The sequence below is a fragment of the Pseudomonas sp. RIT357 genome (assembly GCF_000632245.1).
GTDB classification, from domain to species: domain Bacteria; phylum Pseudomonadota; class Gammaproteobacteria; order Pseudomonadales; family Pseudomonadaceae; genus Aquipseudomonas; species Aquipseudomonas sivasensis.
In genome coordinates, this window is sequence record NZ_JFYX01000002.1 from 257,528 (window position 1) to 274,280 (window position 16,753).

Annotated in this window: 15 protein-coding genes and 2 tRNA genes; 16 read left to right on the forward strand and 1 reads right to left on the reverse strand. The window is 55.9% G+C overall.

The window, feature by feature from the left end; all coding sequences use genetic code 11:
• Window positions 1–4 precede the first annotated feature (4 nt).
• On the reverse strand, window positions 5–313 hold the full coding sequence (locus tag BW43_RS23110; protein WP_017139256.1) for a YhbY family RNA-binding protein: 309 nt from the start codon (window positions 311–313) through the stop codon (window positions 5–7).
• Between the two features lie 105 nt (window positions 314–418).
• Here BW43_RS23110 and rlmE point away from each other — a divergent pair, with 105 nt between their 5' ends.
• The 16 genes from rlmE (at window position 419) to BW43_RS23035 (ending at window position 16,644) form a co-directional block, all read left to right on the forward strand.
• Entirely contained in the window at window positions 419–1,069 is a 651-nt protein-coding gene (rlmE, locus tag BW43_RS23105; protein WP_003235041.1) for a 23S rRNA (uridine(2552)-2'-O)-methyltransferase RlmE, read from the forward strand.
• A 200-nt stretch (window positions 1,070–1,269) separates the two neighbouring features.
• The gene (gene ftsH, locus BW43_RS23100) at window positions 1,270–3,180 is read left to right on the forward strand and encodes an ATP-dependent zinc metalloprotease FtsH (protein ID WP_027605365.1); all 1,911 of its coding nucleotides are present in this window, start codon (window positions 1,270–1,272) and stop codon (window positions 3,178–3,180) included.
• Between the two features lie 8 nt (window positions 3,181–3,188).
• The gene (gene folP / locus BW43_RS23095) at window positions 3,189–4,040 is read left to right on the forward strand and encodes a dihydropteroate synthase (protein ID WP_032884716.1); all 852 of its coding nucleotides are present in this window, start codon (window positions 3,189–3,191) and stop codon (window positions 4,038–4,040) included.
• A 16-nt stretch (window positions 4,041–4,056) separates the two neighbouring features.
• Entirely contained in the window at window positions 4,057–5,394 is a 1,338-nt protein-coding gene (gene glmM, locus BW43_RS23090) for a phosphoglucosamine mutase (RefSeq protein ID WP_032884717.1), read from the forward strand.
• A gap of 66 nt (window positions 5,395–5,460) precedes the next feature.
• A complete protein-coding gene (gene tpiA, locus BW43_RS23085) occupies window positions 5,461–6,216 on the forward strand; it encodes a triose-phosphate isomerase (RefSeq protein WP_032884719.1) in 756 nt (251 codons plus the stop codon).
• A 4-nt stretch (window positions 6,217–6,220) separates the two neighbouring features.
• Entirely contained in the window at window positions 6,221–6,604 is a 384-nt protein-coding gene (gene secG, locus BW43_RS28115) for a preprotein translocase subunit SecG (RefSeq protein ID WP_010206600.1), read from the forward strand.
• A gap of 22 nt (window positions 6,605–6,626) precedes the next feature.
• A tRNA-Leu gene (locus BW43_RS23080) sits at window positions 6,627–6,712 on the forward strand.
• 96 nt (window positions 6,713–6,808) lie between these two features.
• Window positions 6,809–6,885, forward strand: a tRNA-Met gene (locus BW43_RS23075).
• Window positions 6,886–7,025: 140 nt separating this feature from the next.
• A complete protein-coding gene (gene rimP, locus BW43_RS23070; RefSeq protein WP_032884784.1) occupies window positions 7,026–7,484 on the forward strand; it encodes a ribosome maturation factor RimP in 459 nt (152 codons plus the stop codon).
• 47 nt (window positions 7,485–7,531) lie between these two features.
• A complete protein-coding gene (gene nusA, locus BW43_RS23065; protein WP_003212187.1) occupies window positions 7,532–9,013 on the forward strand; it encodes a transcription termination factor NusA in 1,482 nt (493 codons plus the stop codon).
• A 27-nt stretch (window positions 9,014–9,040) separates the two neighbouring features.
• Window positions 9,041–11,566, forward strand: coding sequence for a translation initiation factor IF-2 (infB, locus tag BW43_RS23060; RefSeq protein WP_032884720.1), 2,526 nt, complete (start codon window positions 9,041–9,043; stop codon window positions 11,564–11,566).
• 159 nt (window positions 11,567–11,725) lie between these two features.
• Window positions 11,726–12,121 (forward strand): 30S ribosome-binding factor RbfA, encoded by a 396-nt coding sequence (gene rbfA, locus BW43_RS23055; protein ID WP_003176137.1) that lies wholly within the window; start codon window positions 11,726–11,728, stop codon window positions 12,119–12,121.
• 3 nt (window positions 12,122–12,124) lie between these two features.
• Window positions 12,125–13,042 (forward strand): tRNA pseudouridine(55) synthase TruB, encoded by a 918-nt coding sequence (gene truB, locus BW43_RS23050; RefSeq protein WP_032884721.1) that lies wholly within the window; start codon window positions 12,125–12,127, stop codon window positions 13,040–13,042.
• A 115-nt stretch (window positions 13,043–13,157) separates the two neighbouring features.
• Window positions 13,158–13,427 (forward strand): 30S ribosomal protein S15, encoded by a 270-nt coding sequence (gene rpsO / locus BW43_RS23045; protein ID WP_003177875.1) that lies wholly within the window; start codon window positions 13,158–13,160, stop codon window positions 13,425–13,427.
• Between the two features lie 196 nt (window positions 13,428–13,623).
• On the forward strand, window positions 13,624–15,729 hold the full coding sequence (pnp, locus tag BW43_RS23040) for a polyribonucleotide nucleotidyltransferase (protein WP_032884722.1): 2,106 nt from the start codon (window positions 13,624–13,626) through the stop codon (window positions 15,727–15,729).
• A gap of 294 nt (window positions 15,730–16,023) precedes the next feature.
• On the forward strand, window positions 16,024–16,644 hold the full coding sequence (locus BW43_RS23035; RefSeq protein ID WP_032884723.1) for a BON domain-containing protein: 621 nt from the start codon (window positions 16,024–16,026) through the stop codon (window positions 16,642–16,644).
• Window positions 16,645–16,753: the final 109 nt, after the last annotated feature.

Sequence of the window (16,753 nt, forward strand, 5' to 3'; positions counted from 1 at the left end):
TGTGTCATTTGAAGCGATGAACGTTCGACAGTTGCTTGTTGACGCTGAAGTTCTTGCGATACAGCAGCGCCATCTTGCCGATGACCTGAACCAGGTCCGCTTTGCCAACCTTGCACAGTTCTGCAATGGCGGCCAGGCGCGCTTCGCGGTCAAGGATGTTGACCTTGATCTTGATCAGTTCGTGATCGCCCAATGCGCGTTCAAGTTCGGCTAACACACCCTCAGTCAAACCGTTGTCTGCCACAATCAGAACTGGTTTCAGATGGTGGCCAATGGATTTGTACTGTTTCTTCTGCTCTTGAGTGAGCGGCATAATCTGACCCCTGCGTCTGATCTTGTAAAAAGCGGCGGCCAGTTTACCCGAGCGAGTCCGGGACCGCCCAGTTAATCACGACCCGTTTTATTTTCGAGGTGGCCCGTGGCCCGTTCCAAAACTAGCCTTAAGTGGCTGCAAGAGCATTTCAACGATCCTTACGTCAAAAAGGCGCAGAAGGACGGCTACCGTTCGCGGGCCAGTTACAAGCTCCTGGAGATTCAGGACAAGGACAAATTGATTCGTCCGGGCATGAGCGTGATTGATCTTGGCGCGGCGCCGGGTGGCTGGTCTCAAGTGACCAGTCGTCTGATTGGTGGCCAGGGAAGATTGATCGCGTCCGACATCCTTGAGATGGACAGCATCCCGGATGTGACCTTTGTGCACGGCGACTTCACCCAGGACTCGGTATTGGCCGAGATTCTGGAGGCCGTGGGAAATTCGCAGGTAGACCTTGTGATTTCCGACATGGCCCCCAATATGAGTGGATTACCGGCCGTCGATATGCCGCGGGCCATGTTCCTCTGTGAATTGGCACTGGATTTGGCGGGCCGGGTGTTGCGTCCGGGCGGTGATTTCCTTGTGAAAGTCTTCCAGGGCGAAGGTTTTGACGAGTATCACAAGAACATTCGCAAGCTGTTCGACAAGGTGCAGACGCGAAAGCCGGACTCTTCCCGTGACCGGTCTCGCGAGCAATATCTGTTGTGCCGCGGGTTCCGCGGGGTTGAAGGTGCGGCGAGCGAAGAGCGTTTTTGATTTATTCGAGGAGGGCGATAGGTTTTTTTATGTCGCTTTCGTCACGAAGCTTTACGAATATTATGTAGTCAAAGTTTCACAAAGGGTTACAGACGGCGCCTGCCAGAGTTGTAGGTAATGTAGTAAGTTAGGCCGGTGAATATCATGCGAAGCGCGCGCCAGTAGCGGAGCTTGCTTCAGAGGGTAGTTAATTGAACGATATGGCAAAGAATCTGATCCTGTGGTTGATCATCGCGGCTGTCCTCGTGACGGTGATGAACAACTTCTCCAGTCCTAACGAGCCGCAGACCCTCAACTATTCCGACTTCATCCAGCAAGTTAAGGATGGCAAGGTCGAGCGCGTAGCGGTTGATGGCTACGTGATCACCGGCAAACGCAACGATGGCGATAGCTTCAAGACCATTCGTCCGGCAATCCAGGACAACGGTCTGATCGGTGACCTGGTGGATAACCACGTGGTTGTCGAAGGCAAGCAGCCTGAGCAGCAGAGCATTTGGACTCAACTCCTGGTGGCAAGCTTCCCGATCCTGGTGATCATTGCCGTGTTCATGTTCTTCATGCGCCAGATGCAGGGCGGTGCGGGGGGCAAGGGCGGGCCGATGAGCTTCGGCAAGAGCAAGGCGCGCCTGCTCTCTGAGGATCAGGTGAAGACCACCCTGGCTGACGTAGCAGGTTGCGATGAGGCGAAGGAAGAAGTCGGCGAGTTGGTGGAGTTCTTGCGCGATCCAGGCAAATTTCAGCGCCTTGGTGGTCGTATTCCTCGCGGCGTGCTGATGGTCGGCCCTCCAGGTACCGGTAAAACCTTGCTGGCCAAGGCGATTGCTGGCGAAGCCAAGGTGCCGTTCTTCACGATTTCCGGTTCTGACTTCGTTGAAATGTTCGTTGGTGTCGGCGCCAGCCGCGTTCGCGATATGTTTGAACAGGCCAAGAAGCACGCGCCATGCATCATCTTTATCGATGAAATCGACGCCGTTGGTCGCCATCGTGGGGCCGGCATGGGTGGTGGCCACGATGAGCGTGAGCAGACTCTCAACCAGCTGCTGGTCGAGATGGATGGTTTTGAGATGAATGACGGCATTATCGTGATAGCCGCAACCAACCGTCCAGACGTGCTTGACCCTGCACTGCTTCGTCCGGGTCGCTTCGACCGTCAGGTTGTGGTTGGTCTGCCGGACATTCGTGGTCGTGAACAGATTCTGAAAGTGCACATGCGCAAAGTCCCAATGGGTGACGACGTAGCTCCGGCTGTGATTGCCCGTGGTACTCCAGGCTTCTCCGGTGCTGACTTGGCCAACCTGGTGAACGAGGCTTCGCTGTTTGCAGCCCGTACCGGCAAGCGCATTGTTGAAATGAAAGAGTTCGAACTGGCGAAAGATAAGATCATGATGGGCGCTGAGCGCAAATCCATGGTCATGTCCGAAAAAGAGAAGCAGAACACTGCTTATCACGAAGCGGGTCACGCCATTGTGGGGCGTGTCGTGCCTGAGCATGATCCAGTCTACAAAGTGTCGATCATTCCTCGTGGTCGCGCCTTGGGTGTCACCATGTTCCTGCCGGAAGAGGATCGTTACAGTCTCTCCAAGCGTGCGTTGATCAGTCAGATCTGCTCTCTGTACGGCGGTCGAATCGCTGAAGAGATGACATTGGGCTTCGACGGCGTGACCACTGGGGCTTCCAACGACATCATGCGCGCCAGTCAGATTGCGCGAAACATGGTGACCAAGTGGGGCTTGTCGGAAAAGCTCGGTCCTTTGATGTACGCCGAGGAAGAAGGTGAAGTATTCCTGGGTCGTGGCGGCGGTGGTCAAAACGCCAGTTTCTCCGGTGAGACAGCCAAGCTGATTGACTCCGAGGTGCGCAGTATCATTGACCAGTGCTATGGCACGGCCAAACAAATCCTGACCGATAATCGCGACAAGCTCGATGCAATGGCTGATGCATTGATGAAGTACGAGACCATCGATGCAGACCAGATCGACGACATTATGGCCGGTCGTGCACCTCGTGAGCCTCGTGATTGGGAAGGTGGTTCGGGTACTTCGGGCACCCCGCCTGTGGTTCAGAACGAGCGCCCTGAAACCCCAATCGGTGGCCCGGCAGCTGACCACTAAGGTTTGAAATGACTTTTGCTTCGTCCTCCCCCCGGTTGCCTTGCGGCAACCGGGTTCTTGATTTGGCCCATACACATGTTATGGGCATTCTTAATGTAACCCCTGACTCCTTTTCCGATGGTGGCCGCTTCAGCCAACTTGATGCTGCACTGCGTCACGCAGAAGCCATGGTGGCGGCCGGCGCGACCTTGATTGATGTCGGTGGTGAATCAACTCGGCCTGGTGCTCGCGTTGTTTCTCCTCTGGAAGAGTTGGAGCGCGTGGCGCCGATTGTCGAGCGCATCGCTCGAGAGTTGGATGTGATTATTTCGGTTGATACTTCCACCCCGGCCGTGATGCGTGAGACTGCGCGATTAGGTGCCGGCTTGATCAACGATGTGCGGTCCCTGCAGCGCGACGGCGCTCTGGATGCAGCTGCGGCTACCGGTTTGCCGGTGTGTTTGATGCATATGCTGGGTGAGCCCGGCAATATGCAGGACAGTCCGCACTATGATGACCTGGTTGGTGAGGTGAGTGGTTTTCTCTCAGAACGCGTTGCCCAATGCGCTGCGGTAGGTATTGCGCCGGAAAGGATCATCCTTGATCCGGGGTTTGGTTTCGCCAAGACCCTGCAACACAATTTAAGTTTGTTCAAACACATGGAGTCCTTGCATGCCCTTGGTCGGCCCCTGTTGGTCGGTGTATCGCGCAAGAGCATGATAGGGCTGGCATTGAGCCGTCCGGTGGGTGAGCGGTTGTATGGTGGCCTCGCACTGGCGGCACTTGCAGTGACCAAAGGCGCACGCATCTTGCGTGTGCATGACGTTGCAGAAACCGTGGATGTGGTGCGCATGATTGCCGCTGTAGAATCTGCCGAATAAGAATGATGGAGCACTTATGACAAAAAAATACTTTGGCACCGACGGGATCCGTGGTCGGGTCGGCGAGTTTCCGATTACTCCAGATTTCATGCTCAAGCTGGGTTGGGCGGCAGGCATGGCGTTCCGCAGCATGGGCGCATGCCGCATCCTGGTGGGCAAGGACACCCGGATTTCCGGGTACATGTTTGAGTCTGCGCTAGAGGCTGGCTTGTCCGCCGCAGGTGCTGATGTGATGTTGCTGGGCCCGATGCCGACTCCGGCGATCGCTTACCTGACGCGTACGTTTCACGCTGAAGCAGGTATTGTGATCAGCGCCTCGCACAACCCTCATGACGACAATGGCATCAAGTTTTTCTCGGGGCAGGGCACCAAATTGCCGGACGAGATTGAGTTGATGATCGAAGAGCTGTTGGATGCGCCGATGACCGTGGTCGAGTCCAGCAAGCTGGGCAAGGTGTCGCGGATCAATGACGCATCCGGTCGTTATATCGAGTTCTGCAAGAGCAGTGTGCCAACCAGTACCAACTTTGCCGGCCTGAAGGTTGTCGTCGACTGCGCCCATGGTGCGACCTACAAAGTCGCGCCAAGCGTATTTAAGGAGCTGGGCGCAGACGTGACTGTGCTGTCGGCTCAGCCCAACGGACTGAACATCAACGAGAACTGCGGCTCGACCCATATGGAGCAGCTGCAAGCTGCTGTCCTGGCCGAGCATGCCGACCTCGGTATTGCCTTCGACGGTGACGGCGACCGCGTGCTGATGGTTGACCACACGGGTGCCGTGGTCGATGGCGATGATCTGTTGTTTATCATTGCCCGCGACCTGCATGAGCGCAACAAGCTGCAAGGCGGTGTCGTCGGTACGCTGATGAGCAATCTTGGGCTTGAGCTTGCGTTGGCAGACCTGGGTATTCCTTTTGTTCGCGCCAATGTCGGTGACCGATATGTGATCGCCGAGCTGCTGGAGCGTAACTGGCAGGTAGGTGGTGAGAACTCCGGGCACGTGGTGTGCTTCCAGCACACCACCACCGGTGACGCGATTATTGCTGCGTTGCAGGTGCTATTGGCTTTGCGTCGCCGCGAAGAGAGCCTGGCTCAGGCTCGTCAGGCTTTGCGCAAATGCCCGCAAGTATTGCTTAACGTGCGTTTCGCAGGTGGAGAAAACCCGATCGACCACCCTGCTGTCAAAGAGGCTTGCGAGCGCGCGACCCTGGCAATGGCTGGTCGTGGACGGGTATTGCTACGTAAGTCCGGCACAGAGCCTTTGGTGCGCGTTATGGTCGAAGGTGACGATGAAATACAGGTTCGCGGCCACGCCGAAGACCTGGCAAAACTGGTAACTGAAGTTTGCGCCTGAATTCGGCTTGCCAGTGATGATGTGGTTGGGTAACATCTGCGCCCACTTTGACCGACGAGGTACAGCATGCGTCGCACTATGGTAGCTGGTAACTGGAAGATGCACGGTACCCGCGCCAGTGTCGCTGAGCTGATCAATGGCCTTCGTCACTTGGCCTTGCCTAGCGGTGTTGACATCGCGGTGTTCCCGCCTTGCTTGCATATCACCCAAGTGGTTGATGGCTTGAAAGGTAAGTCGATTCAGGTCGGCTCGCAGAATTCTGCGGTGGAAGCCATGCAAGGTGCGTTGACCGGTGAGATTGCACCGAGTCAGCTGGTTGATGCGGGTTGTTCCTATGTGCTTGTTGGGCACTCCGAGCGCCGTCAGATGATGGGCGAGCGTGATGGAACACTCAATCGCAAGTTCGCAGCTGCACAGGCTTGTGGCTTGATTCCGGTGCTGTGTATTGGGGAGACCCTTGAGCAGCGTGAATCTGGCAAGACTCTTGAGGTTGTCTCGCGTCAGCTTGGCAGCATCATCGAGGAGCTGGGTGTTGGTGCTTTCGCAAAGGCGGTAATTGCTTACGAGCCGGTCTGGGCCATTGGCACCGGGCTGACTGCTACACCGCAACAGGCGCAGGATGTGCACGCAGCCATCCGTGCGCAGTTAGCGGCAGAGAATTCTGAAATCGCACAAGGTGTGCGGCTTCTATACGGCGGCAGCGTGAAGGCGGCCAATGCGGTCGAACTGTTCGGCATGCCGGATATCGATGGGGGGCTCATTGGTGGAGCTTCCCTGAATGCAGATGAGTTCGGTGCGATTTGTCGCGCCGCGGGAAACTGAAAAAATGCTGGAAACAGTCGTAGTCGTTTTTCATCTGTTGGCAGCCCTGGGCGTAGTTGCCCTGGTTTTGTTGCAACAGGGTAAAGGTGCGGATGCTGGTGCGTCTTTTGGTGCAGGTGCTTCAAATACTGTATTCGGAAGCCAAGGTTCCTCTACCTTTCTTAGTAAGTTTACTGCTATACTTGCCGCCGGTTTCTTCATAACCAGCTTAGGGTTAGGTTACTTTGCTAAAGAGAAAGCTCATGTGCTGACTCAAGTAGGTTTGCCAAACCCAGCAGTGTTGGAAGTACCAAAAGCAAAACCGGCTTCTGATGATGTCCCGGTGCTTCAAGAGCAAAAGTCGGCTACTCCAGCGACTGACGTACCTCCAGCTCAAGAGCAGAAGTAAGAAGGGTTGTAAGCGCTGTATTGCCGAGGTGGTGGAATTGGTAGACACGCAACCTTGAGGTGGTTGTGCCCATAGGGTGTAGGGGTTCGAGTCCCCTTCTCGGTACCAATTATCAGGAGAGCCCGCTGTTGCGGGCTTTCTTGTAGGTGGAAGGTTACATTGACCCTGTAAGGGATCGGTCGTATACTTCCGCCCCAGCTTTGTCGCGGGGTGGAGCAGTCTGGTAGCTCGTCGGGCTCATAACCCGAAGGTCGTCGGTTCAAATCCGGCCCCCGCAACCAGTTTTAGCGGAGCCCCTTTTAAGGGGCTTTTTGTTAGCTGGACACTTTCAACGCCGCTGTTCGACGGCGTTTCAAGGATGGGCGTTTCGCCCATTTTTTTATTTTGCACAGCATGCACATACATGCACGAGGGGGTTCAGGTGTCGAGCAAGCTAGAAGAGTTGCAGGCCTTGTTGGCCCCGGTGGTCGTGGCCCTAGGCTATGAATGCTGGGGTGTTGAGTTTTCGGCTCAAGGTCGCCACTCAATGTTGCGCGTTTATATCGATAAAGAGGGCGGTGTGCTGGTGGACGATTGTGCCATTGTCAGCCGTCAGATCAGCGGTGTGCTGGATGTTGAAGATCCAATTTCCGTTGAATACACCCTCGAAGTTTCCTCGCCAGGCATGGAACGCCCACTGTTCACTATTGATCAGTTTGCAAAATTTGCCGGTGAACAAGTGAAGATCAAGCTGCGATCTCCTTTTGAAGGACGACGCAACTTTCAGGGCCTTCTGCGCGGTGTAGAAGAACAGGATGTCGTGGTGCAGGTAGAAGACCATGAGTTCCTGTTGCCGATCGATATGATCGACAAGGCCAACATTATTCCCAGTTTTGACTGAGACGCGGATCCCGCGGATCCAATGGCTTGCGAAAGGCGAGGCGTACGATGAGCAAAGAAGTACTGCTGGTTGTTGAGTCGGTATCCAATGAAAAGGGCGTACCGGCAAACGTGATTTTTGAAGCGCTGGAGTTGGCTCTGGCCACTGCTACCAAAAAGCGTTTTGAAGACGAAGTTGATCTGCGTGTGGAAATTAACCGCCACACCGGTGCCTATGAGACTTTCCGTCGCTGGACGGTCGTCGAAGAAGCCGATCTTGATGATCCGGCCATCGAAACCTGGCCAAGCAAGGTTGCCGAAACGCACCCAGGCGCCCAGGTTGGTGATGTCGTCGAAGAAAAGATCGAGTCCATCGAGTTCGGCCGCATTGCTGCACAGACCGCCAAGCAGGTCATCGTGCAGAAGGTTCGTGAAGCCGAGCGCGCTCAAGTCGTTGACGCCTATCGCGAGCGGCTGGGAGAAATTATCTCCGGCACTGTGAAAAAAGTTACCCGCGACAATGTGATCGTCGATCTGGGCAACAACGCCGAAGCGTTGCTGGCCCGCGAAGACATCATCTCTCGCGAAACCTTCCGTGTCGGCGTGCGTTTGCGTGCGCTGCTCAAGGAAATCCGCACCGAGAACCGTGGCCCTCAGTTGATCCTGTCGCGTACCGCGCCGGAAATGCTGATCGAGCTGTTCCGTATCGAAGTGCCGGAAATCGCCGAAGGCCTGATCGAAGTCATGGCTGCGTCCCGCGACCCGGGTTCGCGCGCCAAGATCGCGGTCCGTTCCAAGGACAAACGCATCGACCCGCAAGGCGCTTGCATCGGTATGCGCGGTTCGCGCGTCCAGGCAGTGTCGGGCGAATTGGGCGGTGAGCGTGTGGACATCGTCCTGTGGGACGATAACCCGGCGCAGTTCGTGATCAACGCCATGTCGCCTGCTGAAGTGGCGGCAATTATCGTTGACGAAGATGCCCATGCAATGGACATCGCCGTTGGCGCAGACAATCTGGCTCAGGCCATTGGTCGTGGTGGTCAGAACGTGCGTCTGGCCAGCCAATTGACCGGCTGGACCCTGAACGTGATGACCGAATCGGACATCCAGGCTAAGCAGCAAGCTGAAACCGGTGACATCCTGCGCAACTTCATTGACGAGTTGGAAGTCGACGAAGACCTGGCACAGGTGCTGGTAGATGAAGGCTTCACCAGCCTGGAAGAGATTGCCTACGTACCGTTGGAAGAAATGCTCAACATCGACGGCTTTGACGAAGACACCGTCAACGAGCTTCGCGCTCGGGCCAAGGATCGTTTGTTGACTAAAGCCATCGCTACTGAGGAAAAGCTGGCAGACGCCCATCCGGCCGAAGACCTACTCTCGCTTGAGGGTATGGACAAGGATTTGGCGATGGAACTGGCGGTGCGCGGCGTAATTACCCGCGAAGACCTGGCCGAGCAGTCTATTGACGATCTGCTCGACATCGACGGCATTGACGATGATCGTGCCGGCAAGTTGATCATGGCCGCCCGAGCCCATTGGTTCGAGTAATTAGGCGCGGCCTGAGGAGAGAAGTGCATGACGCAAGTCACGGTGAAACAACTGGCCGATGAGGTCAAAACACCGGTAGAGCGCCTGTTGCAGCAGATGCGTGAGGCAGGTCTGCCGCACACCGCCGCCGATGAAGGTGTGAGCGATAGTGAGAAGCAGTCTTTGCTGACTCACTTGAAGAGCAGCCACAAGGCGAAAGTGGAAGAACCGCGCAAGATTACATTGCAGCGCAAAACCACCAGCACCCTGCGTGTTGCTGGTAGCAAGAGCATCAGCGTTGAAGTACGCAAGAAGAAAGTCTTCGTACAGCGCAGCCCGGAAGAAATTGAAGCCGAGCGCAAGCGTGAACTGGATGAACGTCGCGCAGTAGATAATGCTGCTCGTCAGAAGGCTGAAGAAGAATCCAAGCGTCGCGCCGAAGAAGAAGCGCGTCGCCAGCCTGCTGCTGCGCAAACTGCTTCGGCTGATGCGGTCGCCGCGCCTAGCGCTCCTGTGGAAGCTGTGCGCGAGGCCGCTCCGGTTGCCGCTGCACCAGCACCTGCTGCTGATGCCCGTAAGCGTGAGGAACCTCGTCGTCCGGACAAACCACGTGCCGACGATAACAATCGTCGCGGTGGTGGTGGCGATGGCGAGCGCAAAAACGCTCCGCATCGTGCTTCGGTCAAAGAGAAAGCGCCTGCTCCACGCGTTGCTCCACGTACTACCGACGAAGAAAGCGATGGCTTCCGTCGCGGTGGTCGCGGCAAGGCCAAGCTGAAGAAGCGCAACGCCCACGGTTTCCAGAGCCCAACCGGTCCTGTCGTGCGTGATGTGCAGATTGGCGAGACCATCACTGTTGGCGATCTTGCCAATCAGATGTCGGTCAAGGCTGCTGAAATCATCAAGTTCATGTTCAAACTGGGTACTCCAGCGACCATCAACCAGGTGCTTGATCAGGAAACTGCTCAACTGGTAGCCGAAGAACTGGGCCACAAAGTGACCCTGGTCAGCGACACCGCCCTGGAAGATTCCCTGGCAGAATCCCTGAAGTTTGAAGGTGAGACGTTCTCCCGTGCGCCAGTCGTGACCGTAATGGGTCACGTTGACCATGGTAAGACTTCGCTACTCGACTACATTCGTCGTGCCAAGGTAGCTGCTGGCGAAGCCGGTGGTATCACTCAGCACATCGGTGCGTACCACGTTGAAACCGAGCGCGGCATGGTCACCTTCCTCGACACCCCAGGTCACGCCGCGTTTACCGCAATGCGTGCCCGTGGTGCTAAGGCGACTGACATCGTGATCCTGGTTGTTGCAGCGGACGACGGCGTGATGCCGCAGACCATTGAAGCTGTCCAGCACGCAAAAGCCGCTGGTGTTCCTCTGGTTGTTGCCGTGAACAAGATCGACAAGCCGGGCGCCGATCTCGATCGCATCCGCAGCGAACTGTCGGTTCACGGTGTGACCTCTGAAGAGTGGGGCGGTGATACGCCATTCGTTTCGGTTTCGGCGAAAGTCGGTACTGGCGTGGACGAACTGCTCGAAGCGGTCCTGCTGCAAGCTGAAGTACTCGAACTGAAAGCAACTCCATCGGCCCCAGGTCGTGGCGTTGTGGTTGAATCGCGTCTCGACAAAGGTCGTGGCCCGGTTGCGACCGTGCTGGTTCAAGACGGTACCCTGCGCCAAGGCGATATGGTGCTGGTCGGTTCGAACTATGGCCGTGTACGTGCCATGCTCGACGAGAACGGCAAGCCAATCAAAGAAGCGGGTCCTTCCATCCCTGTCGAGATCCTCGGCCTGGATGGTACCCCGGACGCTGGCGACGAGATGAGCGTGCTGTCCGACGAGAAGAAAGCCCGTGAAGTGGCTCTGTTCCGTCAAGGCAAGTTCCGTGAAGTCAAACTGGCTCGCGCTCACGCTGGCAAGCTGGAAAACATCTTCGAGAACATGGGCCAGGCAGAGAAGAAGACGCTTAATATCGTCCTTAAATCTGACGTTCGTGGTTCTCTCGAAGCGTTGAACGGCGCCTTGAATGGCCTGGGTAACGATGAAGTGCAAGTGCGTGTTGTCGGTGGCGGTGTCGGTGGTATCACCGAATCCGACGCCAACCTGGCACTGGCTTCCAACGCTGTACTGTTCGGTTTCAACGTGCGTGCTGATGCTGGCGCACGGAAGATCGTCGAGCAGGAAGGCCTGGACATGCGTTACTACAACGTCATCTACGACATCATCGAAGACGTCAAGAAAGCCCTTACCGGCATGCTTGGCAGTGACGTTCGGGAGAATATCCTGGGTATCGCCGAGGTACGTGACGTGTTCCGTTCGCCGAAATTCGGCGCGATCGCCGGTTGCATGGTTGTCGAAGGCACTGTGTACCGTAACCGTCCAATCCGTGTACTGCGTGAAGACATCGTTATCTTCGAAGGCGAGCTGGAATCCCTGCGCCGCTTCAAGGATGACGCTTCTGAAGTACGTGCCGGCATGGAATGCGGTATTGGCGTCAAGAGCTACAACGACGTCAAGGCTGGCGACAAGATCGAAGTCTACGAGAAGGTTCAGGTTGCTCGCAGCCTCTAACTCGCGCACTTCCGGAGCCACGCCGCGTGTGGGCATGCAAATGCCTCGCGCAGCGTACGGACTCTAAACGCAACGCCCGGTCTGGCTTTTGTCAGGCCGGGCGTTTGCCGCTTTCAGACCCCATGGGTTTCACCGTGTGGCAGTAACAGGTAACAAGACATGGCAAAAGAATACAGCCGTACCCAACGTATCGGCGATCAAATGCAGCGCGAGCTGGCCCAACTGATCCGTCGCGAAGTCAAAGACCCACGCGTTGGCCTGGTCACCATCACCGCTGTTGAAGTGAGCCGTGACGTGGGTCACGCCAAGATTTTCATCACCGTGATGGGCCAGGACAACAGCGAAGAAATCGCACAAAGCATCAAAGTGCTCAACTCGGCTGCCGGCTTCCTGCGCATGCAGTTGGCCCGCGAAATGAAGCTGCGCAGTGTTCCGCAGTTGCACTTCCACTACGACGAAAGCGTCGTGCGTGGCGCGCACTTGTCGGCATTGATCGAGCGCGCCGTGGCTGAAGACAGCCAGCATCCGTCCACACCTGAAGACGCCAAGGAGTAAGCGGTGGCTCAGGTCAAACGTATCCGTCGCAACGTCAGCGGCATCATTCTGCTTGATAAGCCCATTGGCTTTACGTCCAATGCGGCGTTGCAGAAGGTCCGCTGGCTGCTCAATGCCGAGAAGGCCGGGCATACCGGTAGCCTCGACCCACTGGCCACTGGCGTACTGCCGCTGTGCTTTGGCGAAGCGACCAAGTTCTCGCAATACCTGCTTGATTCCGATAAGGGTTACGAAACCCTGATGCAACTGGGCAAGACCACCACCACGGCGGATGCTGAAGGTGATGTTTTACAGGTTCGCGACGTGACCGTTGGTCGTGCTGATATCGAAGCCGCTTTGCCCGCTTTTCGTGGGCAAATCAGTCAGATACCGCCGATGTACTCGGCTCTCAAGCGTGACGGGCAGCCACTTTACAAGCTGGCACGTGCCGGCGAAGTAGTGGAGCGTGAACCGCGTTCTGTTACTATTGCGCGCTTGGAATTGCTCGCTTGTGAGGGTGAAACCGCACGACTGGCCGTGGACTGCAGCAAAGGCACCTATATCCGTACCCTGGTGGAAGATATTGGTGAACAGCTCGGTTGCGGCGCGTACGTAGCAGAACTGCGACGCACTCAGGCCGGACCTTTCAGCCTGGCCCAGACGGTTACGCTGGAAGAGTTGGAAGCGGTACACGCCGAAGGCGGCAATGAAGCGGTTGATCGCTTCCTGATGCCATCGGACAGTGGTTTGCTGGATTGGCCATTGCTGCACTTCTCGGAGCACAGCGCGTTCTACTGGCTTAACGGCCAGCCGGTACGTGCCCCGGATGCCCCTAAGTTCGGCATGGTGCGAGTACAGGATCATAACGGTCGCTTTATCGGTATCGGTGAAGTGAGCGAAGACGGGCGCATCGCGCCACGTAGACTGATTCGGTCAGAATGACCGAACGAGTGTGGCTGTTAACAGGCACGGTCAACACTCATTTTTAGATACAGGGATTTGTCCCTGGCCTGTTGAGACTGCCCTTTGGGTGGTTTCCTGAAAAAAGGATTGCCTCATGGCTCTCGACGTTCAAGAAAAAGCACAAATCGTTGCTGACTATCAGCAAGCTGTTGGTGACACTGGTTCGCCAGAAGTGCAAGTTGCACTGCTGACCCACAACATCAACAAGCTGCAAGGTCACTTCAAGGCCAACGGTAAAGATCACCACTCCCGTCGTGGTCTGATCCGCATGGTAAACCAGCGTCGTAAGCTGCTGGATTACCTGAAAGGCAAGGATCTGGGTCGTTATCAGACTCTGATCGGTCGCCTGGGTCTGCGTCGCTAATAAGCGATTGCGCTAGAGGTTGGTTGTCTGCCGTGTGTCAGTGGGATTCCCGCTGGCCCATGGTAGGCTCCCAGCCTCAAGTTTTATCTGGATACACGTTTTACCCCCTGGACAAGGGTTGGGCCGATTCCCGACATTGCCCAAGAATTTCGTAAGAAAACAAGTTCCCCAAGAGCCACAAAGAAGGTAGGACACCGTGAACCCGGTTATCAAAAAATTCCAGTTCGGTCAGTCGACCGTTACCCTTGAGACAGGCCGTATCGCCCGTCAAGCCTCCGGCGCAGTGCTGGTTACCGTTGATGACGACGTCACCGTATTGGTGACCGTTGTTGGCGCCAAGACCGCTGACCCGAGCAAAGGCTTCTTCCCTCTTTCTGTTCACTACCAGGAAAAGACTTACGCTGCCGGTAAGATCCCTGGCGGTTTCTTCAAGCGTGAAGGCCGTCCTTCCGAGAAAGAAACCCTGACTTCCCGACTGATCGACCGTCCGATCCGTCCGCTGTTCCCAGAAGGCTTCATGAACGAAGTGCAGGTTGTTTGCACCGTCGTTTCCACCAGCAAGAAAACCGATCCGGACGTCGCTGCGATGATCGGTACTTCGGCTGCCCTGGCTATCTCCGGCATTCCTTTCGATGGCCCTATCGGCGCTGCCCGCGTTGCTTTCCACGAGAGCACCGGCTACCTGCTCAACCCAACTTACGAGCAACTGAAAGCATCGAGCCTTGACATGGTCGTTGCCGGTACTTCGGAAGCCGTATTGATGGTTGAATCGGAAGCTAAAGAGCTGACCGAAGACCAGATGCTGGGTGCTGTACTGTTTGCTCACGACGAATTCCAGGTTGTGATCAACGCCGTTAAAGAACTGGCTGCTGAAGCCGCCAAGCCTACTTGGGCCTGGGCTCCGCAAGCCGAAGCTACCGAACTGCTGGGCGCTATCCGCTCCGAGTTCGGCGCCGCCATTTCCGACGCCTACACCATCACCGTCAAGGCCGACCGTTACGCTCGCCTGGGCGAGCTGAAGGACCAGGTTGTTGCCAAGCTTTCGGGCGAAGAAGGTCAGCCATCTTCCAGCGAAGTCAAAGCTGCATTCGGTGAAATCGAATACCGCACCGTTCGCGAGAACATCGTTAACGGCAAGCCACGTATCGACGGTCGCGACACTCGCACTGTGCGTCCGCTGAATATCGAAGTTGGTGTTCTGCCGAAAACTCACGGTTCGGCATTGTTCACCCGTGGCGAAACTCAGGCTCTGGTAGTCGCGACCCTGGGTACTGCCCGTGACGCACAACTGCTGGACACCCTGGAAGGCGAGAAAAAAGACCCGTTCATGCTGCACTACAACTTCCCTCCGTTCTCGGTGGGCGAGTGTGGTCGTATGGGCGGCGCTGGTCGTCGCGAAATCGGTCACGGCCGTTTGGCGCGTCGTTCGGTTCAGGCCATGCTGCCTGCTGCTGACGTGTTCCCTTACACCATCCGTGTTGTGTCGGAAATCACCGAGTCCAACGGTTCCAGCTCCATGGCTTCCGTTTGTGGTGCTTCCCTGGCACTGATGGACGCTGGTGTGCCGATGAAGGCACCGGTTGCCGGTATCGCCATGGGTCTGGTTAAAGAAGGCGAGAAGTTCGCCATCCTGACCGACATCCTGGGTGACGAAGACCACTTGGGCGACATGGACTTCAAAGTAGCCGGTACCGCTAAAGGTGTTACCGCGCTGCAGATGGACATCAAGATCAAAGGCATCACCGAAGAAATCATGGAGATCGCTCTGGGCCAAGCCCTGGAAGCGCGCCTGAACATCCTCGGCCAGATGAACCAGATCATTGGTCAGTCTCGCACCGAGCTGTCGGAAAATGCTCCGACCATGATCGCGATGAAAATCGACACCGACAAAATCCGTGATGTTATCGGTAAAGGTGGCGCGACCATCCGTGCGATCTGCGAAGAAACCAAGGCTTCGATCGATATCGAAGACGACGGTTCGATCAAGATCTTTGGCGAAACCAAGGAAGCGGCTGAGGCAGCACGTCAGCGCGTTCTGGGTATCACAGCTGAGGCCGAGATCGGCAAGATCTACGTCGGTAAGGTTGAGCGCATCGTCGACTTCGGCGCATTCGTCAACATCCTGCCGGGCAAAGACGGTCTGGTTCACATCTCCATGTTGAGCGACGCTCGTGTTGAGAAAGTGACCGACATTCTGAAAGAAGGTCAGGAAGTGGAAGTGCTGGTGCTGGACGTGGACAACCGCGGCCGCATCAAGCTGTCCATCAAAGACGTAGCAGCAGCCAAGGCTTCGGGCGTTTAATTACCCTTGGCTTATGCTGAAAAAAAGGACCCTTCGGGGTCCTTTTTTTATGGGCGAGGGAAAGTGAAGTGAAATCAGCCGTTTAGCCCTCTGCAAAAGCCGCAACTTGCATGCAGGCATGATGGGCTTCATGCAAGTTGCACGATTCCGGAAATTAGCATTATTGTTAAGCTATTGTTTTATAAGGGTTTAATTTAGGGCTTCGACTTGGCACACTGCCTGCAATATCCCTGTTAACGCTGCAGCATCAAGGTTTACGTACTGCAGACTTTTAATAAAACAGGAGTTACTCGTATGAAGAAGTTCGCTCTCGCTACTGCTACCGCTCTGACTCTGGCCATGGGTGCTAACGTAGCCTTTGCTCAGACTTCCCAAGCCCCTATGACGTTGGCGGCTGGCGAAGCTACCAAGGCTAAGGAAAGCGTTTCGGATACTTGGATCACCACCAAAGTTAAATCCGACCTGCTGACCGAGAAGGGCATTCCTGGTTCGGACATCAAGGTTGAAACCAACAAAGGCGTGGTTTCCCTGTCCTCGACAGTCGCTATCTCTGACGCACAGAAAGCTACTGCTGTCTCGATCACCAAAAAGATTAAAGGCGTAACCGCTGTTTCCGCTGATGGCCTGATGGCTGGCGGTGCTACCAAAGCAGACGGTATCGATAAAACCAAAGGCGCAGCTCATGACGCCAAAGAAACCACCAGCGACACTTGGATCACCACCAAGGTAAAAGCTGACCTGGTTACCGAGAAAGGTATTCCTGGCACCGACATCAAAGTCGAAACTAACAAAGGCGTTGTTTCCCTGTCGTCGACTGTAGCTGTTACCGACGCACAGAAAGCCACCGCCGTAGCAATCACCAAGAAAATCAAAGGCGTTAAAGCTGTATCGGCCGACGGCCTGAAAGCAGAGTAACGCTCGACAGTTCGTTTGAATTAAGCGGCGGCCACGAGTGAGTTAGATATCCACTCAAATGCACCTCTAAGGTTCATGCGACTGACCATATGGATGTGGTCATTACAGG